We start from the raw sequence: 21354 nt of genomic DNA on the forward strand, positions 1-21354 counted from the left end.
CGAGGTGCCTGCTATTTCTTGCGGAATGCGTCCAGCGAAACGACCTCTGCGCCCTGACCATCGTTTTCAGCAGCTTCTTCCTCAGCGGCATCGCTCGCTTCGGCATCAACCTTGTGTGCGTGGTCTTTCTGGTCGGCGTGAAGTTCCGTCGGTGCAACGGCCTCACCATCGGCTTCCTCGGACTTCACATCAAATTCGAGTTCGAAATTGACCGATGGATCATAGAAGCCGCGGACAGCTGCAAACGGGATTTCCAGCTTTTCAGGTGTGTCCGCGAAGGAGAGCACGACCTCGAAGCCCTTTTCGTCCACCTTCAGGTCCCAGAACTGGTACTGAAGGACGATCGTCATCTGCTCGGGATAGCGCTCCTTCAGATTGCTGGAGATACGCACGCCCGGTGCATCGGTAAGGAAGGTGATGAAGAAGTGGTGGTTGCCAGGCATGCCCGTGCGCGCCACTTCCTGCAGCACCTTGCGCATGACGCCGCGCAGGGCTTCCTGGGCAAGAATGTCGTAACGGATGCGATCTTCGGGCATTTACTGTTTTTCCTGGGTGCTGCACTTGATATGCACATAGCTCTAATGCGGCGCGCCTGCCTCGTAAACCTGATAAAGGCGGTGCAGTTGCATCAATTATAGCATCAGTCGCTTTTCCATCCTCCTGCCATTGCGTGGCAGGATAGCTGAACAGTTGTGTTCCAGAAGCATTGACCAGTCTGGGTCGTGGAGGTTAATTGCGCCTCCCGCTTATCTGCAGAACCGGCACGGGGAGAGATGCCGGCAATCCCTTGAGCGGGTCCAGAAAACATCCGGAGACATCCTATGTCCGCACACTATTTCCGCACGGCGCTCGTGCTCGGCATTCTTACGGCTGTAGGCCCGTTTGCCATCGATATGTATCTCCCCGCCTTGCCGTCGATCGGTTCGGATCTGGACGCATCCACGGCTGCGGTTCAGCTGAGCCTGCTCATCTTCTTCCTGTCCATGGGAGCATCGCAGATCATCATCGGTCCGCTTGCCGATATTATGGGGCGCAAACCGCCAATCTACTGGGGGCTTGTCATCTTCGCCGTGGGCAGTGTCGGTGCGGCACTCGCCCAGACGGTGGAAGTGCTCATCGCCTTCCGTTTCCTGCAGGGTATCGGTGCTTCTGCGGGAATGGTCATTTCCCGTGCGGTCGTGCGCGACCTGCACACAGGGACGGAAGCCGCCCGCCTTATGTCACTTCTGATGCTCGTATTTTCCGTGTCGCCGATCCTGGCGCCACTGACGGGCAGCATCATCATCGAGCTTGCAGGCTGGCGCGCGGTTTTCTGGACGGTCACCGTGATCGCCGTGCTGGCCATTGTGCTTCTGGCGTTGTCGCTTCCGGAGACCAGACCCGCGCATCAGCGCGGCGGAAGCTCGCTTGCCAGTGCAATGCTTGGCTACGGCTTCCTCCTGAAGCAGAAGCGCTTCATGGGGCTGACTGCGATTGGCGGCTTCGGCATTTCAAGCTTCTTCGTCTATCTGTCGAGCTCGTCCTTCGTGCTGATCGAGCATTATGGGCTGACACCAACGCTCTACAGCGTTTTCTTCTCGATCAATGCGGTCGCCTTCTTCACCATGTCGCAGCTGACGGGCTACATGACCGAGCGCTTCGGGCTTCGCCGCGTGGTGCGCGTGGCGGTCAGCGGTTTCGCGGCGGTCATGGTCACGCTTTGCGCGATCATGTGGAGCGGCTTCCAGCCGCTGTGGCTCATGGCTGCCATGCTCTTCGTGGGATATGGCTTCCTTGGGCTCGTGATACCCACGACCTCGGTACTGGCCATGGATGACCATGGCGAGATTGCGGGTACTGCATCTGCACTCATGGGGACGTTGCATTTCGCCATCGGGGCAGGGGCCATGGCAATTGCAGGGCTGTTCTTCGACGGCAAGCCTTTTCCAATGATTGCGGCAATTGCCAGCTGTGCAGTGCTGGCAGTCCTTCTGACGCAACTGACGCTGGGACGGCCGGAACCGGCGGTAGTTCAGCCGGCCGGCGAATGAGTCCTCTAAGAAGGCGGGAGCGATCCCGCCTTTTTTCATACGCGCAGACTGGTTGGATGCACAGTTTACAATCAGGAAGATCAAGCGGGAGGAAAGTGGAGGCTTCTGTTGCCAGGTGCCTCCGGACCCCGCTTAAGCCTGCGAAGGCTTAAGACTTAATTTGAAGCTGTCGCACTGCTTACGCAGCGAGACGTGCTTCCGCATAGTTGTCGTTTGCAACTACTAGGTTAGCCCGATAACGGTGGTACAATGCCGAGCGAAAGTCCGATCTTTACACCCTCGTCGATCCTGTTTCGCCCCCAGCAAAAGCCGCTTTGGTCGAGCGGTTTTTGGTGGAGGCGCCGGGTACCGCCCCCGGGTCCGATAGGTTTATTGCATCGGCAGTTTATCGCCATAGTCGGTCAAGCCGACGGCGTGAATATAGAGATATGTGACAGGCAATTAAAGGGCTTGGCAGGCAATTTAATGCTGCGGGATTGACTTGAGCGCGTCCATTGCGGAAGGTCCACGCGTGCAGGCTGTGCAGGGGGCACGCGAAGCGAGCATTCGCGGGCTGCAGCAGGCGGTTTGAAAGCTAGAGGGAAAAACATGTCCGACTATCTCGCCGATGTGCGGAAATATGATGCGAATGCCGATGAGGCTATCGTGAACAAGATCGTGCGGCATCTTGGCATTGCGCTGCGCAACCGTGATTCTTCACTTGTCTCATGCAGCGATCCCAGCGAATTGGCGCGGGTTCGTGAAAAGTGGTGCATGAAGAAGCTCGGCGAAACGGATGAAGCCAAATGCGATTCCGCGATCGAGAAGGTTTGCGAGGCCATGTCCGCCGACCGTTCAAAGAGCCGCGTGACCTTCTACTATCTGGTGGCCAAGCAGCTCAGCAAGGAAAGCGTACTCGCCTGATGTCAGGTGAGGCAGCGCGATGGGCTGCCAGCGCATATCGTACAAACAGTCGTTGAAAGGCGCCGCGCGCGCCTTTCTCGTCATCCATGATCGTCTATGATCGTGCCGGATTTTAAGCGAAACATCGAATCGGCAGATCATGCGTCAATATCTCGACCTTCTTGAACATGTCCTGGAAAACGGGGTGGACCGCGGTGACCGCACCGGAACGGGCACACGTGGCGTGTTCGGCTACCAGATGCGGTATGACCTGCAGCAGGGCTTCCCGGTCCTCACCACCAAGAAGCTGCATCTGCGTTCGATCATCCACGAACTGCTCTGGTTCCTGCGCGGCGACACGAATATTGCCTACCTGAAGGAAAACGGCGTTTCGATCTGGGACGAATGGGCTGATGAAAATGGTGATCTCGGCCCTGTCTATGGCGCGCAGTGGCGCTCCTGGCCAAGGCCCGATGGCGGCCAGGTGGACCAGATCGCCAATGTCGTTACCAGCATCCGCAACAACCCGAATTCGCGCCGCCATGTGGTTTCAGCATGGAATCCGGCGCTGGTGGACGAGATGGCGCTTCCGCCTTGCCACTGCCTGTTTCAGTTCCACGTGGCCGAAGGACGTCTTTCCTGCCAGCTTTATCAGCGCTCGGCGGACATTTTCCTTGGGGTGCCATTCAATATCGCTTCCTACGCATTGCTGACGATGATGATCGCGCAGGTGACTGGGCTGAAACCCGGTGACTTCGTGCACACGCTGGGGGATGCGCATCTTTATTCCAACCATTTCGATCAGGCTCGCGAGCAATTGAAGCGCACGCCCAAGCCGCTGCCGAACATGTGGATCAATCCGGAAGTCACTGATCTCTTTGCCTTCACCTATGACGATTTCCGGTTGGAGAATTACGTGGCCGATCCGACCATCCGCGCACCGATTGCGGTATGAACATGCACCGGTTGGAACTACAGAAGATTGCGCTTTCGAAGTTGGACGACGCAGAATTGCTGTTCCAGTCTGAGAGATACTCAAATGCGTATTATTTGTTTGGCTACGCTGCCGAGATCGCTCTTAAGGCAAGAATTGCCCATCGCTTCACGGCGGAAACAATACCAGACAAGCGATTTGTCCAAGCCGTCTATAGCCATGACCTAGACGCATTGGTCAATCTAGCAGGACTGCGGACTGAACTGGAGTGCGCCAGAAAAACATCGCCCCAGTTCGATAGCTACTGGTCGACAGTTTCCGATTGGTCAGAGGCCGCACGTTACGATATGATAGATGTCTTCAATTCGACCGCTATGCGCGACGCGATGGTCGACAAAACGGACGGAGTTTTTCAGTGGCTTCAGAGCTTTTGGTAGAGAGCGAGATAAGGGCAGGGCTGACCCTTGTGCAGGCACTGGATGAGGCTGATTTCGGTGTTTCTGCTGCATTTTGGCTCTACCACGGAGAGCTTGAGAAGTGGAAAATGGTGATCGGCTATTCAGGCCAAAAATCAGCGCTTCAGCAAAAGTACCTGGAGGCCGCAACGATATCAGCTCGATGGCGCGACGCTCACCCGGATAGGCCTATTCTTGATTTGAGTCGCGTGAAAATTACTCATCAGGACGATAAGCTCATCCGGGGATTGCATTCTGCGATCCATGTAGAAGGACTTGGGGAAGTGCGCTTTTCCCGTAATGTGGTGAACGGCATCTATGTTGAAGATGCCATTATTCATCGTCTTGCAGCTTAGTTGTTTCTAGAAACATGAAAATCACACTCGTTGTCGCCATGGCGGAGAATGGCGTGATCGGACGCGATGGTGAGCTGCCGTGGCGGCTGTCCACGGATCTGAGGCGCTTCAAGGCCGAGACGCTGGGCAAGCCGGTCGTAATGGGGCGAAAGACCTGGGAAAGCATTGGCCGTCCGTTGCCTGGCCGCCGAAATGTGGTGGTCACCCGCAATCGTGCATATCAAGCGGAAGGGGCCGATGTCGTTGGCTCGCTCGAGGAAGCGCTGGAACTTGCCAAGGCGGATGCCGCACCGGAAGTGGCCGTCATAGGCGGTGGCGAGATTTTCAGGCAGGCGCTGGAAATAGCAGATAGATTGTCGGTGACTCATGTTCTTGCCGATATCGACGGCGATGCGCATTTTCCACGGATCGACGAGCGTTTGTGGACTGTCGTTTCGACCGAGGAGGTGCCGGCCGGAGAGAAAGACGACTATGCCACGCGCTATGTTGTCTATCAGCGGCAAGGTGAGGCCAACTGAGCCTTCGCCTGTTAACGATCACGTCGTTTTGCGCGCAATCTTTCACTTCCAACCCTTCCTGCGTGCCATCGCCTCGTTGAAAGGGTGAACCTGCGCACCTATAACAACAGCCGGGTGCCGGCTTCTGTCGGCCACAAGCAAAAGGAACAAGAATGCCCTGGAACAATCAGAGTGGCGGTCCCTGGGGGGGCGGCGGCGGAAATGGCGGCGGTCCTTGGGACCAAGGCCCGCGTGGCCCACAAGGCCCGCAGAACAATCCGCCGGATCTTGAGGAAATCATCAAGCGCGGTCAGGACCGGTTGAAGAATGCCCTGCCAGGTGGCGGGCAGACCAGCCCTGCGCTTTTCGTGCTGATCCTGATCGCTCTTGCAGGTCTCTGGGCGTTCCAGTCCGTCTATACTGTGCAGCCGGACGAGATTGCCGTTGAACTTCGCTTCGGTGAGCCGAAGGAAGAGTTCTCCGAGCCGGGTCTGCACTTCCACTGGTGGCCGATCGAGACGGTCGAGAAAGCTTCCATCGCAGAGCGTCTGGTCGATATCGGCGAGATGCGCGCGGGTGGTTCTTCCGGCCTGATGCTCTCGGGCGACCAGAACATCGTGGATGTGAAGTTCTCCGTTGCCTACCAGGTTGCTGATCCTGCAGCCTATATGTTCAACGTCGCCAATCCGGATGAGATGGTGCGCCAGGTGGCCGAAAGCGCCATGCGTGAAGTGGTTGGCCGCCGTCCCGCGCAGGACATTTTCCGCGATGACCGTCAGGGCATTGCCGAGGAAGTCCGCGAAATCATCCAGAACACGCTGGAAGAATATGGTGCCGGTCTGACGGTCAACGCGCTGTCGATCGAGGATGCCGCACCGCCACGCGAAGTGGCAGATGCATTCGATGAAGTGCAGCGTGCCGAGCAGGACGAAGATCGTTTCGTCGAGGAATCGAACCAGTATTCCAACCAGAAGCTGGGCCAGGCCCGTGGTGAAGCGGCTGAAATTCGCGAAGAGGCAGCCGCCTACAAGAACCGTGTCGTTCAGGAGGCCGAAGGTGAGGCGCAGCGCTTCATCTCCGTCTATGACGAATACGCCAAGGCTCCGTCCGTAACGCGCAAGCGTCTGTTCCTCGAGACCATGGAAGAGGTGCTTGGCGGGTCCAACAAGGTCATCGTCGAGCCGAACGGACAGGGCGTCGTGCCCTATCTGCCGCTGCCGGAATTGCAGCGCAACAGTCCCTCGTCCAATCAGCAGGGCCAGGCACAAGGGAGCAACAACTGATGTCGAACCGTTTGCCTATTATCGTGGTGACCGCCGCCATCGTTCTGTTCCTGGCGCTGTCTTCCATCTTCGTCGTGAATGAGCGCCAGCAGGCCATTGTTCTTCGCTTCGGTGAAATCGTTGATGTGAAGAAGGAGCCCGGTCTCTACTTCAAGCTGCCTTTCGGCTTCCTGGAAGCTGACAATGTGCAGATCATCGAGGACCGTATCCTGCGCTTCGACCTTGAAGACATCCGTGTTCAGGTCTCCGGCGGCAAGTTCTACGAAGTTGACGCCTTCATCGCCTATTCGATCGAGGATCCACGCCGGTTCCGTCAGGCTGTCTCGGGTAGCGTCGGTCTTGCCGAGCAGCGTCTTCGCACGCGTCTCGATGCGGCGCTGCGCCGTGTCTACGGTCTGCGCGGCTTCGAAGCTGCATTGTCGGAAGAGCGCACCTCCATGATGCGTGAAGTTGCCGAGCAGCTTCGCCCGGATGCCGCGTCGCTTGGTGTTCAGATCGAGGATGTGCGCATCCGCAGAACCGACCTGACCAACGAAGTCTCCCAGCAGACCTATGATCGCATGAAGGCGGAACGTCTCGCCGAGGCCGAGCGCCTGCGTGCGCGTGGTCGCGAAGCCGCAGCACGCATCCGCGCCCGTGCCGATCGTGAGGTGGTGGAGATACTCGCTGCCGCCCAGCGTGAAGCCGAGATCCTTCGCGGTGAAGGCGAAGCCGAGCGCAATGCGATCTTTGCGGAAGCGTTCCAGCGTGACGAAGACTTCTTCGACTTCTATCGCTCGATGGCAGCCTATCGCCAGGCGCTGGATCCGTCTGGCACGACCATGCTGCTTTCACCGGATACGGAGTTCTTCCGCTATTTCGGCAACCCGGCAGGGCGCGGCAGCATGACAGATGCTGCAGAGCCCACGACGAGTGCTCCGGCTGCACCGACAGCACCCGCGCAATCAAACTGACGAAGCGGGAAACGCATCGTGAGTGATTTCATTGCGGCGCTGGGGCTCGTCCTCGTGCTTGAAGGCCTCCTTTATGGAGGCCTTCCTCGTTTCGCCAAGCGGATGGCTGCCGATGTGCTGCGCTTGCCCGAAAGCGTGCTGCGCGGAACCGGCCTTCTCGCCATGGCGCTTGGTGTGTTCATCGTGTGGCTTGTGCGTGGCTGAGGAGCCTGTATGAATTATATCTGTGGCGTGTCTTGGAATTGGCCCGAAACACGCCGCATTTGATGACGATCATCCTATCATGCAGCTTGACCCGGAGATTGCCAGAATGCGTTCGCCCCGCCCGCTTCGCACCTTGAGCCGGGTACTATCCTCTCTGACAGTTGCTTCCTTTCTGGCTGTCGCGGCTGTTCCGTCCGCAGCCCAGACCAAGGGGCCGAACTCCGTTGCCGACCTGGCAGACAATCTGCTGGATGCAGTGGTGAATATATCCACATCGCAGAATGGTGGCAGTGGTCAGGGCAATGTCCCCATGCCCAGGCTCCCGGAAGGGTCGCCATTCGAGGAGTATTTCAACGAGTTTTTCGAGAATGGTCGTCCGCCTCAGCGGCGCCCCGGTCCCGGCTCCTCGCTGGGCTCCGGATTCGTTATCGATGCCGAGGAAGGCATCATCGTTACCAACAATCATGTCATTTCCGATGCCGACGAGATCGTCATCAACTTCGCTGATGGCAGCAAGGTGAATGCGGAACTGATCGGGGCGGATACGAAGACCGATATCGCGGTTTTGAAGGTCGATCCGAAGGCGCATGATCTCAAGGCGGTGCCATTCGGTGATTCCGCTCAGATGCGCATTGGCGACTGGGTGATGGCGATCGGAAATCCGTTCGGTTTCGGTGGCACTGTCACCGTGGGCATCGTTTCGGCGCGCAATCGCCAGATTGGCTCCGGCCCCTATGACGATTACATCCAGACGGATGCCGCCATCAATCGCGGCAATTCCGGTGGCCCGCTCTTCAACATGGATGGCGAGGTCATCGGCATCAACACGGCGATCATCTCGCCGTCGGGTGGCTCGATCGGTATCGGCTTCGCCATTCCCTCACGGCTCGCCATGAATGTCGTGAACCAGCTGCGCGAATATGGGGAAACCCGGCGTGGATGGCTTGGTGTGCGCATACAGCCCGTGACCGAGGAGATCGCCGAGAGCCTTGGGCTGGAATCAGCCAGCGGCGTTCTGGTCAGCGGGATCGACAAGGGCGGACCGGCGGCCGGAGGAAAGCTCGAGGCAGGCGATATCATCATCGGTTTCGACGGCAAGGACATCGACGATGTGCGTGAGTTGAGCCGCAGTGTGGCGGAAAGCCCAGTGGGCGAAACGGTAACCGTGGAGATCCTGCGCAAGGGCGAACGCATGAGCGTGGCGATCGAACTTGGTCGTCTGGAAGAGGGCGAAAAACTGGCCGAGGCTTCTGCAGAGGAAGGCGAAGGAGAGGCGGTCGAGGTCGAAAGCGCGCAGCTTCTCGGCATGACGATCGCGGAACTCACAGACGAACGCCGGGCGGAATTCGAGCTTTCCGAAGAGGCAAGCGGTGTCGTTGTCACGGAAGTCGAGGAGGGGTCGGTTGCAGCGCGCGAGGGCGTGCAGGCCGGAGACGTGATCGTCGAGATCGCGCTGCAGTCCGTGTCGTCACCGCAGGAGGCCCTGGATCAGATCGAGAGCCTGAAGGAGCAGGGCCGCAAGAATGCGCTCCTGATGCTGGCGTCGAAGAGTGGCGAGCTGCGCTTCGTGACCTTGCGGATGAATTGATCGGCCTAGAGCCTCTCCCATTCTTCCGCTTTCAGGCGGTAGAGCCGGTGGCGCTTCAGGTGCGGATGACTGTCCGGGACTGCCGGGTGGTCAAACGCCTTGCCATCCAGCTCCCTCATCCCGATGCGCTGCATGACAGCGAGTGACGCAAGATTGTCGTGAACGGCGAAAGAGTGGATCTCGGCCAGCTGCAATCGGCGAAACGCGAACACCAGCCAAGCATTGGCAGCCTCTGTCGCAAATCCCTTGCCCCAGGCTTCCGGTATGAGGCGCCAGCCAATCTCGTGACTTGAATCCGGCAGAACAGGCAAGTCTTGCACTTTCCGGATACCGGTGAAGCCGATCACCTGGCCGTCATCCTTGCGCTCCAGCGCGGCAAGGCCATAGCCGAGATCGCTGATCTCGCGGCTCAGGCCGTCCATCATTTCATCAGCTTCGGCACGATTGCGGCGGAACGGGAAGAATGACATCACCCTGTCATCACTGTTGATGCGATGGAACAGCGCGCGGTCGCTCTCTTGCCAGTTGCGTATCAGGAGACGTTCTGTCTGCAGCAGGCTCACAGTTTGAAATCTACCCTTCGGTAGCCCTGAAGGTAGAGCAGGGCAGTCAGATCGCCGTGATCTATGCGAAAGGGTGCGGCTTCGGCAACGGAAGGCTTGGCGTGCAATGCAACACCGGTTCCCGCTACCTGAAGCATGTCGAGATCATTCGCACCATCGCCAACAGCAATGACATCGCGTGAAGTGATGCCGAGTTGGTTGGTGATTTCGGCCAGTGCCTGCGCCTTGGCGGCGCGGCCAAGGATAGGCTCTTCGACCAGCCCCGCCAGCTTGTCGCCGTCTTCGACCAGCCGGTTCGCGCGATGCTCCCTGAAGCCGAGCTTGGCTGCGATGGCGCCGGTGAATATGTCGAAACCGCCTGATACCAAGGCGGTGTGTGCGCCTGCATCATTCATGGTAGCGACGAGCTCGCGTCCTCCAGACGCCAGGGTGATGCGGTTCGAAATCACGCTGTCGATGACCTTCCGGTCGAGGCCCTTCAGGAGACCCACACGCTCGCGCAGAGCGGGTTCGAAAGCGATCTCGCCGTTCATCGCGCGCGCCGTAATGGCAGCGACATGATCCTTGAGCCCGACTTCTTCAGCCAGTTCGTCGATGCATTCCTGATCGATCATGGTTGAATCCATGTCGGCGATCAGCATTTTCTTGCGCCGCGCGGCACTCTCCTGGACCGCGACATCGATCGGATGGCCGGCCACGATTTCCCGCAAGATGTCCAGCACCTTGGCTGCATCTGCTCCATCGCCAAGCACGAGGTCACAAGCCACATTCTCACAAAGCCAGTTCACCTGACTTGCATCCAGGGCAGCGGACGCCTTATTCGCTATGTCTGCCTTGAGCGCGGCCTGTTCTGGATGCGAGATGAGGGTGGCGACGAGAGGCATGGCAGGTTCCGGGAGTTTTGAGCGGCGATGAAAGACGTGACCCTGATAGCGGGGCCGACAGCCAGCGGCAAGTCAGGTCTGGCGCTCAGACTGGCCCGGGAGAGTGGCGGGGTCATCGTCAACGCCGATTCCATGCAGGTCTATGGCGTTCTTTCACTCCTTACGGCCCGGCCCCAAGCTGATGAACTGAAGCAAGCGCCTCATCGGCTCTATGGCCACAGGGATCCAGGGGAACCTTATTCTACGGGTGAATGGCTGCGCGAGGCAGAGGAGATCGTGCGGACGCTCGGACGCGAGCGGCCGCTGATTTTCGTTGGCGGCACCGGCCTTTATTTCCGCGCACTGTGCGAGGGTCTGTCGCCAATGCCGACAGTTCCACAGGAGTTACGGGAAGCTCTGAGAGAGGCGTTGACGCAGGAGGGACCGAAAGCCCTGCACTCCAGGCTGTTGGAGCTTGATGCTGAAACTGCCCGACGACTGGAGCCGGGGGACGGTCAACGCATCCTGCGGGCTCTTGAGGTGCTGCAGGCTTCGGGCAGATCCATCGGTTACTGGCAGTCACAGAAGGGGGTGCCGGTGATCGACGGCAGTGCTGCGCGGAAAGTGGTTCTCGAGCCTGACCGAAGAGAACTGAGAGAGCGGATCGCTCTGCGGTTCAATGCGATGGTCGAGGAGGGGGCGATTGATGAGGTGAAGCAGCTGCTTTCGTTGGATCTCCCGCCGGACATGCCGGCAATGAAAGCGATCGGTGTGAGGGAAATCGGAGACTTTCTGGCAGGTCGCTTGACCTTGGAAGAAGCGGTGCAACTTTCCACTATCGCTACGAGCCAATATGCAAAGCGGCAGTCGACCTGGTTTCGTGGCCAATTGGGTGCGCAATGGCGTGTTTACAGGTGCTTTGGCGCCGGGGTTTACCCTGAGTAAATTTTGTGGAAAAAAGTTCGCAAGTCGAACCGTTTGTGGGCGCGGATTAACCTCCCGTAAGGTGGCTGCGTGAGACAACCGCTGAAATAATGGTTTGGGTGGGTCATGCGTTTCCACAAAGCGGAATCGGCTTTCTTCGTATTCATCGCACTGGTGCTCGGTGCGGGCGCGCTCCTGTTCTTTGCCTATGGAATATTGCGCACCAATGCGAATGCGGTTCCGCCCATCGGTGATCCCGAACAACTCAGCGAGTTCGGCCGTCTGATCTTCACGACCGGCGTGCTGCTGGCGACGGCAACCGTTTTCGGCCTCTTTTTCATATATCCCCTCATCCGCACCCAGGTGCGCGAGGAAGGCAAGCTGCGTGCCATGACCCGCTCCTTGAGCGAGCGTTCGGAGTCCCTGGAACATGCAGCTCTGACGGATGGATTGACGGGGACGCAGAACAGACGCTTCTTCGATGGGGCGCTGCGCGAATATCTGCGGGAGTTCGGGCGCATCCAGAAACCGATCGGGCTGATGGTGCTCGATCTGGACCATTTCAAGCAGGTCAATGACACGCATGGACACGATGTGGGCGATGAGGTTCTGCGCCAGGTCGCAGCCTGCCTGCGAGACATGACGCGTTATCACGACGTCGTTGCCCGCCTTGGTGGCGAGGAGTTCGCGATCGTTGCGCCCAATATGAGCCAACAGGCACTGGTCAAGCTTGCAGAGCGCATCCGTACCGCAATATCCAATCTTTCCATCGAATCCGGCAATGTGCGGCTGCGCGTGACGACGAGTGTCGGACTTGCCATCTGGGACGGCAAGGAAACGGCTGACGAATTCTATCGTCGCACGGACAAGATGCTGTATCAGGCAAAACGTCTAGGGCGTAATCGGGTGTGCGCCTGACGGAAGCCCTTGGCTTCCAGAAACCATCCGAACGAGAAAAGGCCCGGCGATAGCCGGGCCTTTTTCACTTTCTTCGATAGCCGGATCAGCTTCAGCGGCTGAAATAGCTGAAGCGTGGAGCGCCGTTCTGGAGGCTGTCATCGCTCATGACCGGCCCTCCCGTCTTGTTTTCGAATGCGTCGGCTGGACTGCCGCGACGCCCGGCGGTGCGCAGGCGGTTGACGATGCCGACCAGATCGACCTCTTCCGGCGTGCCGTCGATGCTCTCCAGCTTCTTGTCCTTCACGCCAGGCAGGAGGCTGCGGGGCAGCTCTTCGAATTTCATGCGCATGGTCGTGGCCACACCGTCGCCGAAGGCAATCGCCTCGCGCTGTCCCATCGAGGACAGGAAGGAGAGGGAGGATGCGGAGGAGTCGGCGATGGCCGAGCGAATGATGGCCTGATCCTGCTCGTTGGCCAGTCGCATGGCGAATACGGTCGAGCACTGCGAAAGGACCGTTGGGTCCAGATCGCCAGGGCGCTGCGTGATGACTCCGAGGAAGCAGCCATATTTGCGGCCCTCCTTCGCAATACGCGCGAGCGCATGGCGCGTCGGGGCGAAGCCCAGCCGGCTGTCAGCAGGCATGTAGCGATGGGCTTCTTCACAAAGCATCAGGAGCTTCAGCCGTCCCTCGCTCCATAGTGCGAGATCGAAGGCCAGACGCGCGATGACCGAGCAGACCGAATTGACCACTTCACCGGGCAGTCCGGACATCTCAAAGCAGGTGACCGGACGGCCATCGCCCGGGATGCGGAAAAGGTGGCCGATCGTCTGGTGGATCGTGTCTTCGATCAGTCGGGATGTGAACATGAAGCGATAGCGCGGGTCATTAATCGCAGCTTCCAGCCGGATCCGCAGCTGGCGGTAATGGGGTCGCTCAACCTTCTGGTCGAGCTGGCCCATCCGGTCCTCGAGTTCACGCAGCAGATCCGCCATCCGGTAGGGGATGGGCGTGTCGGCCGTGATGTCCGTCTTCTCGGAAGCCCGACGCAACGCGCTCAGGCCACCCGGATCACGATAGTGATGCTTGGACTGGGTGATGAGATCGCGAAGCAATTCCACTTCTTCTTCAACCACCTCGCGGCCGCGGAAAAGGACTTCCACAAACTCCTCCAGGCGGAACAGCCAGAAGGGCAGTTCCAGAGTGTTCGTGTCGATGCGCACGCTGTATTCGGGCAGTGCCGAGGCGAATTCGTTGTGGGGGTCGAGGATCATGACCCGCAGGTCAGGCCGCGATTCGACCATCTTGCGAAGGAGCAGGGAGACGGCTGTGGATTTGCCGACGCCGGTGGTGCCCACCACCGCAAAGTGGCGGTTGAGCGTTTCATCGACGGCCAGGCACGCATCGATGGAATGATCCTGCGAAAGCTTGCCAATCGTCACCGAGCGGCGACCGCCCAGATCATAGATGGCGCGCAGGTCGTGCGAGCGGATGCGATGGGCGAGAGCGCCGATATGCGGATATTCGGTTATGCCGCGATCGAAATAGGCGCGACCGGCTTCATCCCGTACCTCGCCGATCAGTTCGACGCAGATCATGATCGGGTTGGAATTGTCTTCCGACCAGCAGCGCTCGGGCCTCTCAATTGCGTAGATCAGCCCAACAGTCCGGGTGCTGCCCAGATTGATCGAGATCATCTTGCCGACTGTCCAGATGCTACCTGTCTCGCCGGCATCGCTGCCGACCGTGGCGGCTATGACCGCTCGCGCACCATCACATTGCACCACATGGCCAAGCACGCGCGATGACGGCTGGTCGTTGCGACGGCGCTCCTGTGATGTCGCTTCGCCCTGTCTGGTTGTCGCATCTAGATACATTGCATGCCCCTTTACCCCGTTCAGCCAGATTATTGGCGCCGGGGTTAAGGTGAGGTTTGCGCCTATGGTTGCCGAGTGCTTAACCCGGGTCGGAGCATCTGCGCGTCGCTCCGGAGCAGAAGGGCATTTGTAGGTTGACCGGCGCAATTTTCGGTCTTATTGTCCGCGCCATGATGAAGAAAATTCTTATCGTAGTAGGAACGCACATGGGCAAGGCGGCGTAGCCGCCGGGCGAGAGCCACTCATGTGCGAAAGACAGGCTCCCACCGGGGGCCTTTTTTATTGGCCAGACGACGACGCAATCAAGAAGAGACGGGATCGGGAAAGATGGATACGCGAGCGCCAAAAGCACAAGCCGCAGAAGCGGGCACCAGAGAGATGACGGGCGCTGAAATGGTCATCCAGGCGCTGAAAGACAATGGTGTCGAGCATATATTCGGCTATCCGGGTGGCGCTGTTCTCCCCATCTATGACGAGCTTTTCCAGCAGGACGAGGTTCAGCACATCCTCGTGCGTCACGAGCAGGGCGCGGGGCATGCCGCGGAGGGCTATGCCCGTTCAACCGGCAAGGCCGGGGTCATGCTCGTCACTTCGGGTCCAGGTGCTACAAATGCGGTGACACCACTGCAGGATGCACTGATGGATTCCATCCCCCTGGTCTGCATCACTGGTCAGGTGCCGACCACCCTTATCGGTTCCGATGCGTTCCAAGAATGCGACACTGTGGGTATCACCCGTCCCTGCACCAAGCATAACTGGCTCGTGCGTGACGTGAACGAGCTTTCTGCCGTGCTTCACGAAGCCTTCCATGTGGCACAAACCGGCCGTCCCGGTCCCGTCGTCGTCGATGTGCCCAAGGATGTGCAGTTCGCTACCGGTCTCTACACGCCGCCGCAGACGGCTCCGCGTACCAGCTATCAGCCGCAGGTGCAGGGCGATCAGGAAAAGGTTCGCGAGGCTGTCGCGCTCATGGCTTCGGCCAAGCGTCCCGTCATCTATTCGGGCGGCGGTGTCATCAATGCCGGGCCGGAAGCAAGTCAGCTTTTGCGTGAACTCGTCGAATTGACGGGTTTCCCGATCACCTCCACGCTGATGGGGCTTGGTTCCTATCCTGCTTCCGGTGAGAACTGGCTGGGCATGTTGGGCATGCACGGCACCTATGAGGCCAATTTGTGCATGCATGATTGCGATGTCATGCTGTGTATCGGTGCACGTTTTGACGATCGCATCACGGGCCGGCTGGATGCCTTCTCGCCGAACTCCCGGAAAATCCATATCGACATCGATCCCTCGTCGATCAATAAGAATGTTCATGTCGACATTCCGATCATCGGCGACTGCGGTCAGGTTCTGGAGGATCTGGTCCGTCTCTGGCGGGCGGGTGCCAAGGCAGACAAGAAGGCGCTGCAGCCCTGGTGGGAGCAGATCGAGAAATGGCGCGCACGCAATTCCCTGGCCTATCAGCACAACAATGATGTGATCATGCCGCAATATGCCATCGAGCGGCTGAGCGCACTGACCAAGGATCGCGACACCTACATCACCACAGAGGTCGGCCAGCATCAGATGTGGGCTGCCCAGCATTTCGGTTTTGAGCAGCCAAACCACTGGATGACTTCCGGGGGGCTGGGGACCATGGGCTACGGTCTGCCCGCAGCTCTTGGCGTGCAGGTTGCACATCCCGATGCGCTCGTCATCGATATCGCAGGTGATGCGTCGGTTCTGATGACGATCCAGGAGATGAGTGCTGCAGTTCAGCACCGGGCCCCGATCAAGATCTTCATTTTGAACAACCAGTATATGGGCATGGTACGGCAGTGGCAGCAATTGCTTCATGGCAACCGCCTGTCCCATTCCTATACGGAGGCGCTGCCGGACTTCGTGAAGCTGGCGGAAGCTTATGGCGCACATGGCATTCGTTGTGAGAAGCCGGGCGACCTCGATGATGCCATTCGCGAGATGATCGAGGTCGACAAGCCGGTCATCTTCGATTGCCGCGTGGCCAATCTCGCCAATTGCTTCCCGATGATCCCGTCGGGCAAGGCGCATAACGAGATGCTTCTGCCCGACGAAGCAACGGACGAGGCAGTGGCGAATGCGATTGATGCGGAAGGCCGATCCCTGGTCTGAGGGAATTACAGAGTCATTTGAATCGCTTGCGCGAGTGAACTGAAAAAGAGATTCATCGAATGAATGCACAACTTCAGCCTACCGGTTCGGCCTATTTCATCACCAAGGAAACCGAGCGCGATGAACGGCGCACACTTGCAGTGTTGGTCGATAACGAGCCGGGCGTCCTTGCACGCGTGATCGGTCTTTTCTCCGGCCGCGGCTACAATATCGACAGCCTTACCGTATCCGAAACCGAGCACGAGAAGCATTTGTCACGCATCACCATCGTGACGCGCGGCACCCCGCATGTCCTTACGCAGATCAAACATCAGTTGGAGCGCATCGTGCCGGTGCACCGTGTCGTTGATCTGTCAGAAGTCGCTGAAGAGCGTGGTCATGATCGTGCCATGGAGCGTGAGCTGGCACTGGTGAAGGTGCGTGGCAAGGGTGAACAGCGGGTGGAGGCCCTGCGTCTGGCGGATGCGTTTCGTGCGCAGGTGATCGATGCCAATACCGAGCACTTCATCTTCGAGATTACGGGACGTGTTTCCAAGATCGAGCAGTTCATCTCGATCATGACACCGCTTGGCCTCGTTGAGGTCTGCCGTACCGGTGCTGCCGCCATGAACCGCGGTCCGGAAGGCATGTGAGGCTGCTGTTGCCCCTCACGCTCAGCAGATAAACGCGTTTGCTGCCTTGGGTGGCAGTCTGGTCGGGTGTTCCCATGGAACTGGAAGTCATATCGGCGCTCCTGGTGTTCTCCTTCGTTTCATCGGTAACACCTGGTCCCAACAATTTCATGCTGCTCGCTTCGGGCGTGAATTTCGGTCTGCGGCGAACGCTTCCTCACATGGTTGGCATAGCCTTCGGATTTTGCTCCTTGCTGCTGGCAGTCGGTTTCGGTTTGGGCGCATTGTTGTCGGCTTTTCCGCAGCTTCAGCTTGTCCTGAAGTTCTGTGGCGGGGCCTATCTGACCTATCTTGCCTGGCGCATTGCGACATCGCGCTCGATGGGCAAAGGCAACGATGAGACCCAGCAGCCCCTGACCTTCCTGCAGGCGGCGGCATTTCAATGGGTCAATCCGAAGGCCTGGGTCATGGGTGTGACTGCGATGGCGATCTACACCTCGACCAGCGCTCCCTATCTTTCCGTCGTGATTGTTGCGCTGGGCTTTGTCACCATGGCCGTTCCCACCTTCTATATCTGGGCCGGCTTCGGCGTTGCGTTGCGCGGTTTCCTTTCCGATCCGGTGCGCCTGAAGTATTTCAACATCGTCATGGGCTTGGCGCTGATCGCCACGCTCTGGCCAATGCTGAGCTAAGGGTGGACGCCGTCAGCGCTTGTGGTTGGACGAGGTCGAGGCGAGATCGGCGCTGGAACTTACAGCGCGCGACACTTCCGTAAGTTGCCAGGCGTCCTTGTCGGCAAGCGCTTCCGCGTTTTCCCGTGAGATCGCCTCTTGTGCATCGGGGACGATCACGGCCCTGATGTAACGCCCGGTTTGCCGGATCTGAATGCGGTGGCCGGGATTGCGCTTTTTCAGGCGTGACTGGATCTTCCTGGCGGTTTCGCTGATTTCCGCCGCATCGATCTTGCGTGGCGCGCCGTCCATGAGTTCAGCGAAAGCCGTGCGCAGATTTCGCAGTCCGTCATTCAGTATCGAGAAGGATATGAGGCCTGCGGCGGCCGCATCGGCCCACCAGTATCCAAGGCCGATGCCGATGATGCCGACAATGCCGGCTGCACCGGTCTGCCAGTCAGCCGCATTCATGTCGGCATCCGTGAATAGGATCTTGTCGCGGAGTTCGCGCGCAAGCTTCTTTTTCCTCCGCCCCAGGATCACGGGCGGAATGACGGAGTAGAGCAGGGCTGCCATCATGAACCAGCCAAGCCAGATCTCGTATCCGAAGAGGTGCGTGCTGCCGACGCTTGGGTGCTCACGGCTGACCAATGTCATCACAGCCTCGAAGAGCAGATAGGCGCCCATCGCGGTCAACGCCATTGCGGACGCGAAGAAGCCCAGTGAGCCAGCCCGATGGAAGCCATAGGGATAGAATTCGGTCGGCTCCTTGCGTTCCACCGCGGTTGCAGCGAGGAACAGGATTGGCGGCAGGAGGCTCAACATATCCTCTGTCCAGGCCGATTTCATCGCCTGGCTGGAGCCGACCGCGAAATACATGACGATGACGATGGAGCCGATAAATCCGATCGTCCACCATTCAAGGCGTCGGGCGCGATTGAGCGCCTCGACAATGTCCTCAGGCAGGTCCTGACGATCTCTCATGGGCTTGTACCGATTGCGCGATTGACCTGCAGCAGGAAAGCATTCTCCCCCTTGCGAACCGCAAGCACGGTCTTGTGCCGGTCGCCGCCAATGATGGTGTAGGCCAGGGGGCGGCTCAGGCCGATCTTCCTACCAAATGGTGTGCTCTGTGGAATTGCGCCTGCCAGGAGGTGGATCTTCCCCTGTTCAAGGTCCGAAACCAGTCGGTGTGCCTCGCCTGTTACCCACATGACACGAGCGTTGTAGTGGTCGGCAATTCTGTTGATGATCTCGCTTTCGCGTGGACCGGCTTTATCGCTGCCAATCACTCCGACAACCATTACGGTGCCGCGAATCTCGTCGGAAGTGCCGCGCATGTCGGAAGGAAAGGAACATGCGCTGAGCGCGAACAAGGTGAGCACAAGCGTGGCAACGAGGCCTTTTGTGGTGCCGAGCATCATGCGCGGTGAACGCCGAGCTTCTATGGCAGGTTCCATCGCTTGCATAACCTGGCCGAATCCTGTTCTTCGAAGTCATGGAATTTGCACCCCAGCAAGATGAGGCGCTCCAGGCGGTGGCGCGTTGGCTGCGCGACGGTCAGAGCCAGGTCTTCAGGCTGTTTGGCTATGCCGGTACGGGCAAGACGACTCTTGCGCGCTATTTTGCCGAGCACGTGGACGGTGAGGTGCAATTCGCCGCCTTCACCGGCAAGGCCGCACAGGTTCTCCGTTCCAAGGGCGCAACCAATGCACGGACGATACACTCCCTGATCTACAGGCCACGCGGCGAGGAGCAGGTGGAGGACGAGACCACCGGGCGTACCTCCATGTCGCCCACATTCTCCCTGAACCGTCAAAGTCCTGTCGCCAAGGCGGCGCTTATCGTGATCGACGAGTGTTCGATGGTCGACGAGGCGCTGGGGCGTGATCTGCTGACATTCGGGACGCCGATACTCGTTCTTGGTGATCCCGCCCAGCTCCCGCCGATTTCCGGTGGCGGCTTCTTCACCGAGCATGAGCCCGATTTCCTGCTGACGGAGATCCACCGACAGGCAAGGGACAATCCCATCGTGCGGCTTGCGCTTGATGTGCGCGAGGGCAGGGAATTCATGCATGGTGACTACGGGTCTGCACAGGTCATCTCCAAGGGGCAGGTTGATCGCGAGCTGGTTCTGGATGCTGACCAGGTTTTGGTGGGAACAAACCGCACGCGCCGCCGCTACAATGCGCGCCTGCGCGAGTTGAAGGGCTTCGATGCCGTCTATCCGCAGGCGGGAGACAAGCTGGTATGTCTGCGCAACGATCCTGCAAAAGGGCTGCTCAATGGGTCGCTGTGGAAAGTGATGACTTCGGCGAAGGAGACGATAAAGCCGGGCATCAACCTGCTCGTATCACCCGAAGAGGATGATCCCGATCGCGGTGTCGCCAAGATCAAGCTGCTCAAGGCGCAGTTCGAGGATCCTGATGCGGACATCCCGTGGCAGACCAAGAAGCGGTTCGACGATTTCGACTATGGCTATGCGCTGACCGTGCACAAGGCGCAGGGTTCGCAGTGGGACAATGTCGTGCTGTTCGACGAGAGCTACGCGTTTCGTGACACGCGCCAACGCTGGCTCTACACCGCCATCACGCGTGCCGCGGAACGCCTGACGATCGTTCGCTGATCATTCGGTGATGATCGCTGCATCGGGGTGGAAGGCGTGCGCGACGAAGGCGAATGTCACGTCATGGGGCACATGTTCGCCATTTCTGGTGACACGCACCGTACCCACGTCGCGGCCTTCCGATATCGCTGCACTGTCAAGGGCCGAAGCCACGCCGGCCTGAAAACTGATCTCGTAGCCGTCCGATGAGAAACCGGATCTGCGTATCTTTTCGAGGCTGACTACAATCGGCTCCTTTTCGGTGCGGATGACGACCACGCGGCTCATGGCTGGGATATTGTCGGGCAGGTCACCTTGATAGAGGAAGGGGGCAGCGGCAGTGTCGTAGCCGATATAGGGATTCCTTCCGTAGTCCCTGAAGTTGCGATCTGACGGTACGAGAACCTTCGCTTCGGGATAATTCGCCGCGAAGTCGCCGAACGCGACGATCCTTGAGGGGATGAGCTTCAGGCCGAGCCGGTCAATGCTCCGGCTATGGCTTCGCCGGTGAATTGCTGCCACCAGCTTTCGGTCTGCCGATCATACATGACGAGGTCCGAATGGCGTAGCTTTCCCGTCGTGCCGAATTCGAGAATGCGACCGTCGACGCGTCGGTCGAAAGTGATGGATGCATTGCACAGGGGGCAATAAGTGACGGCCACGGGCATGCCATCGAAAGTGTCGTTCACGATCTCATGCCAGGTGAGGATGCTGAGTGGATAGGCGCGGATTTCGTTGCCGATCTGCAGTTGGATCACAGGCTCGCGCTGATCCAATGTCTTGTTGGCAGAAGCTTTCTCGAAATCGGGAGAATCAATGGACGGGATGCCGTCGCGGGGAGGGCCGCCCGACAGGATCTCGCTCCATTCTATGCTGTTCCTGCTGAAGTCCGTCTTCCACCCTTCGCTTCGCCAGCGATCAGGGTTGGCTGCAGCATGACCGGCGGACAGGAAGATCGCCAGAAGCACCGGAACAACGCGGCTCATCGTCATCACCAGACCTCCCGTGAGGTTGTGATTCAGGTGATCA

At 58.9% G+C, this 21354-nt stretch carries 22 protein-coding genes, 1 other RNA gene and 1 pseudogene; 16 read left to right on the top strand and 8 right to left on the bottom strand.

Annotated features, from left to right (window positions below):
• Positions 1–11 precede the first annotated feature (11 nt).
• Positions 12–536, bottom strand: a complete 525-nt coding sequence (locus EL18_RS03625; protein ID WP_036479867.1) for an SspB family protein — start codon at positions 534–536, stop codon at positions 12–14.
• 285 nt (positions 537–821) lie between these two features.
• Between EL18_RS03625 and EL18_RS03630 the strand changes: the two genes are divergently transcribed.
• A complete protein-coding gene (locus tag EL18_RS03630) occupies positions 822–2030 on the top strand; it encodes a multidrug effflux MFS transporter (RefSeq protein ID WP_036479870.1) in 1209 nt (402 codons plus the stop codon).
• Between the two features lie 94 nt (positions 2031–2124).
• Here EL18_RS03630 and ssrA read toward each other — a convergent pair.
• Positions 2125–2480: a transfer-messenger RNA gene (ssrA, locus tag EL18_RS17460) on the bottom strand.
• A gap of 138 nt (positions 2481–2618) precedes the next feature.
• Between ssrA and EL18_RS03635 the strand changes: the two genes are divergently transcribed.
• The 9 genes from EL18_RS03635 to EL18_RS03675 all read left to right on the top strand — a co-directional run bounded on the left by EL18_RS03635 (position 2619) and on the right by EL18_RS03675 (position 9182).
• A complete protein-coding gene (locus tag EL18_RS03635; RefSeq protein ID WP_036479872.1) occupies positions 2619–2933 on the top strand; it encodes a DUF2853 family protein in 315 nt (104 codons plus the stop codon).
• A 139-nt stretch (positions 2934–3072) separates the two neighbouring features.
• A complete protein-coding gene (locus EL18_RS03640) occupies positions 3073–3867 on the top strand; it encodes a thymidylate synthase (RefSeq protein WP_036479874.1) in 795 nt (264 codons plus the stop codon).
• Between the two features lie 11 nt (positions 3868–3878).
• The gene (locus EL18_RS03645; RefSeq protein ID WP_161781966.1) at positions 3879–4283 is read left to right on the top strand and encodes a HEPN domain-containing protein; all 405 of its coding nucleotides are present in this window, start codon (positions 3879–3881) and stop codon (positions 4281–4283) included.
• Complete coding sequence (locus tag EL18_RS03650; protein WP_152552951.1) at positions 4262–4657, top strand: hypothetical protein; 396 nt, start codon at positions 4262–4264, stop codon at positions 4655–4657. The genes EL18_RS03645 and EL18_RS03650 overlap by 22 nt, the downstream gene beginning before the upstream one ends.
• 14 nt (positions 4658–4671) lie before the next feature.
• On the top strand, positions 4672–5175 hold the full coding sequence (locus tag EL18_RS03655; RefSeq protein WP_036479881.1) for a dihydrofolate reductase: 504 nt from the start codon (positions 4672–4674) through the stop codon (positions 5173–5175).
• A 152-nt stretch (positions 5176–5327) separates the two neighbouring features.
• Entirely contained in the window at positions 5328–6437 is a 1110-nt protein-coding gene (gene hflK, locus EL18_RS03660) for an FtsH protease activity modulator HflK (RefSeq protein WP_036479883.1), read from the top strand.
• Entirely contained in the window at positions 6437–7390 is a 954-nt protein-coding gene (hflC, locus tag EL18_RS03665) for a protease modulator HflC (RefSeq protein ID WP_036479884.1), read from the top strand. Before hflK ends, hflC begins: the two co-directional genes overlap by 1 nt.
• A gap of 18 nt (positions 7391–7408) precedes the next feature.
• Entirely contained in the window at positions 7409–7594 is a 186-nt protein-coding gene (locus EL18_RS03670) for a DUF2065 family protein (RefSeq protein WP_036479886.1), read from the top strand.
• A 106-nt stretch (positions 7595–7700) separates the two neighbouring features.
• Complete coding sequence (locus EL18_RS03675; RefSeq protein WP_036479889.1) at positions 7701–9182, top strand: DegQ family serine endoprotease; 1482 nt, start codon at positions 7701–7703, stop codon at positions 9180–9182.
• Between the two features lie 5 nt (positions 9183–9187).
• On the opposite strand, the gene EL18_RS03680 is transcribed toward EL18_RS03675, so the two are convergent.
• Both EL18_RS03680 and serB read right to left on the bottom strand, forming a co-directional pair.
• The gene (locus EL18_RS03680) at positions 9188–9745 is read right to left on the bottom strand and encodes a GNAT family N-acetyltransferase (protein WP_036479891.1); all 558 of its coding nucleotides are present in this window, start codon (positions 9743–9745) and stop codon (positions 9188–9190) included.
• Positions 9742–10629 carry a phosphoserine phosphatase SerB gene (gene serB, locus EL18_RS03685; RefSeq protein ID WP_036479893.1) on the bottom strand — a complete coding sequence of 296 codons (888 nt, stop codon included), beginning with the start codon at positions 10627–10629 and terminating at the stop codon, positions 9742–9744. Before serB ends, EL18_RS03680 begins: the two co-directional genes overlap by 4 nt.
• 27 nt (positions 10630–10656) lie before the next feature.
• Here serB and miaA point away from each other — a divergent pair, with 27 nt between their 5' ends.
• Positions 10657–11553, top strand: a complete 897-nt coding sequence (gene miaA / locus EL18_RS03690) for a tRNA (adenosine(37)-N6)-dimethylallyltransferase MiaA (protein ID WP_036479895.1) — start codon at positions 10657–10659, stop codon at positions 11551–11553.
• A gap of 105 nt (positions 11554–11658) precedes the next feature.
• Entirely contained in the window at positions 11659–12450 is a 792-nt protein-coding gene (locus EL18_RS03695; RefSeq protein WP_036479897.1) for a GGDEF domain-containing protein, read from the top strand.
• Positions 12451–12541: 91 nt separating this feature from the next.
• On the opposite strand, the gene EL18_RS03700 is transcribed toward EL18_RS03695, so the two are convergent.
• Positions 12542–14308, bottom strand: coding sequence for an ATP-binding protein (locus tag EL18_RS03700; protein WP_081871079.1), 1767 nt, complete (start codon positions 14306–14308; stop codon positions 12542–12544).
• Between the two features lie 327 nt (positions 14309–14635).
• Here EL18_RS03700 and EL18_RS03705 point away from each other — a divergent pair, with 327 nt between their 5' ends.
• From EL18_RS03705 to EL18_RS03715, 3 genes are all read left to right on the top strand, one after another.
• On the top strand, positions 14636–16438 hold the full coding sequence (locus EL18_RS03705; protein WP_081871080.1) for an acetolactate synthase 3 large subunit: 1803 nt from the start codon (positions 14636–14638) through the stop codon (positions 16436–16438).
• A 59-nt stretch (positions 16439–16497) separates the two neighbouring features.
• On the top strand, positions 16498–17070 hold the full coding sequence (gene ilvN / locus EL18_RS03710; protein ID WP_036479904.1) for an acetolactate synthase small subunit: 573 nt from the start codon (positions 16498–16500) through the stop codon (positions 17068–17070).
• 74 nt (positions 17071–17144) lie between these two features.
• Entirely contained in the window at positions 17145–17741 is a 597-nt protein-coding gene (locus tag EL18_RS03715) for a LysE family translocator (protein WP_036479907.1), read from the top strand.
• 12 nt (positions 17742–17753) lie between these two features.
• Here the strand turns inward: EL18_RS03715 and EL18_RS03720 are convergent, their stop codons facing one another.
• Both EL18_RS03720 and EL18_RS03725 read right to left on the bottom strand, forming a co-directional pair.
• The gene (locus tag EL18_RS03720) at positions 17754–18704 is read right to left on the bottom strand and encodes a cation diffusion facilitator family transporter (protein ID WP_051913736.1); all 951 of its coding nucleotides are present in this window, start codon (positions 18702–18704) and stop codon (positions 17754–17756) included.
• Positions 18701–19180 (bottom strand): hypothetical protein, encoded by a 480-nt coding sequence (locus tag EL18_RS03725; RefSeq protein ID WP_036479910.1) that lies wholly within the window; start codon positions 19178–19180, stop codon positions 18701–18703. The genes EL18_RS03720 and EL18_RS03725 overlap by 4 nt, the downstream gene beginning before the upstream one ends.
• A 38-nt stretch (positions 19181–19218) precedes the next feature.
• Between EL18_RS03725 and EL18_RS03730 the strand changes: the two genes are divergently transcribed.
• A complete protein-coding gene (locus tag EL18_RS03730; RefSeq protein ID WP_036479913.1) occupies positions 19219–20346 on the top strand; it encodes an ATP-dependent DNA helicase in 1128 nt (375 codons plus the stop codon).
• On the opposite strand, the pseudogene EL18_RS18150 reads toward EL18_RS03730, so the two are convergent.
• Positions 20347–21317, bottom strand: a pseudogene (locus EL18_RS18150) (DUF3179 domain-containing protein). It abuts the gene before it with no gap.
• Between the last annotated feature and the right edge of the window lie 37 nt (positions 21318–21354).

Origin of the sequence: Nitratireductor basaltis, from assembly GCF_000733725.1 — a bacterium.
Taxonomy (GTDB): domain Bacteria; phylum Pseudomonadota; class Alphaproteobacteria; order Rhizobiales; family Rhizobiaceae; genus Chelativorans; species Chelativorans basaltis.

Bases quoted from the DNA above. Each gene is read 5' to 3' on its own strand.
- EL18_RS03625 (WP_036479867.1), bottom strand. From the start codon at position 536: ATGCCCGAAGATCGCATCCGTTACGACATTCTTGCCCAGGAAGCCCTG.
- EL18_RS03630 (WP_036479870.1), top strand. From the start codon at position 822: ATGTCCGCACACTATTTCCGCACGGCGCTCGTGCTCGGCATTCTTACG.
- EL18_RS03635 (WP_036479872.1), top strand. From the start codon at position 2,619: ATGTCCGACTATCTCGCCGATGTGCGGAAATATGATGCGAATGCCGAT.
- EL18_RS03640 (WP_036479874.1), top strand. From the start codon at position 3,073: ATGCGTCAATATCTCGACCTTCTTGAACATGTCCTGGAAAACGGGGTG.
- EL18_RS03655 (WP_036479881.1), top strand. From the start codon at position 4,672: ATGAAAATCACACTCGTTGTCGCCATGGCGGAGAATGGCGTGATCGGA.
- hflK (WP_036479883.1), top strand. From the start codon at position 5,328: ATGCCCTGGAACAATCAGAGTGGCGGTCCCTGGGGGGGCGGCGGCGGA.
- hflC (WP_036479884.1), top strand. From the start codon at position 6,437: ATGTCGAACCGTTTGCCTATTATCGTGGTGACCGCCGCCATCGTTCTG.
- EL18_RS03675 (WP_036479889.1), top strand. From the start codon at position 7,701: ATGCGTTCGCCCCGCCCGCTTCGCACCTTGAGCCGGGTACTATCCTCT.
- serB (WP_036479893.1), bottom strand. From the start codon at position 10,629: ATGCCTCTCGTCGCCACCCTCATCTCGCATCCAGAACAGGCCGCGCTC.
- miaA (WP_036479895.1), top strand. From the start codon at position 10,657: ATGAAAGACGTGACCCTGATAGCGGGGCCGACAGCCAGCGGCAAGTCA.
- EL18_RS03695 (WP_036479897.1), top strand. From the start codon at position 11,659: ATGCGTTTCCACAAAGCGGAATCGGCTTTCTTCGTATTCATCGCACTG.
- EL18_RS03700 (WP_081871079.1), bottom strand. From the start codon at position 14,308: ATGTATCTAGATGCGACAACCAGACAGGGCGAAGCGACATCACAGGAG.
- EL18_RS03705 (WP_081871080.1), top strand. From the start codon at position 14,636: ATGGATACGCGAGCGCCAAAAGCACAAGCCGCAGAAGCGGGCACCAGA.
- ilvN (WP_036479904.1), top strand. From the start codon at position 16,498: ATGAATGCACAACTTCAGCCTACCGGTTCGGCCTATTTCATCACCAAG.
- EL18_RS03715 (WP_036479907.1), top strand. From the start codon at position 17,145: ATGGAACTGGAAGTCATATCGGCGCTCCTGGTGTTCTCCTTCGTTTCA.
- EL18_RS03720 (WP_051913736.1), bottom strand. From the start codon at position 18,704: ATGAGAGATCGTCAGGACCTGCCTGAGGACATTGTCGAGGCGCTCAAT.
- EL18_RS03725 (WP_036479910.1), bottom strand. From the start codon at position 19,180: ATGGAACCTGCCATAGAAGCTCGGCGTTCACCGCGCATGATGCTCGGC.
- EL18_RS03730 (WP_036479913.1), top strand. From the start codon at position 19,219: ATGGAATTTGCACCCCAGCAAGATGAGGCGCTCCAGGCGGTGGCGCGT.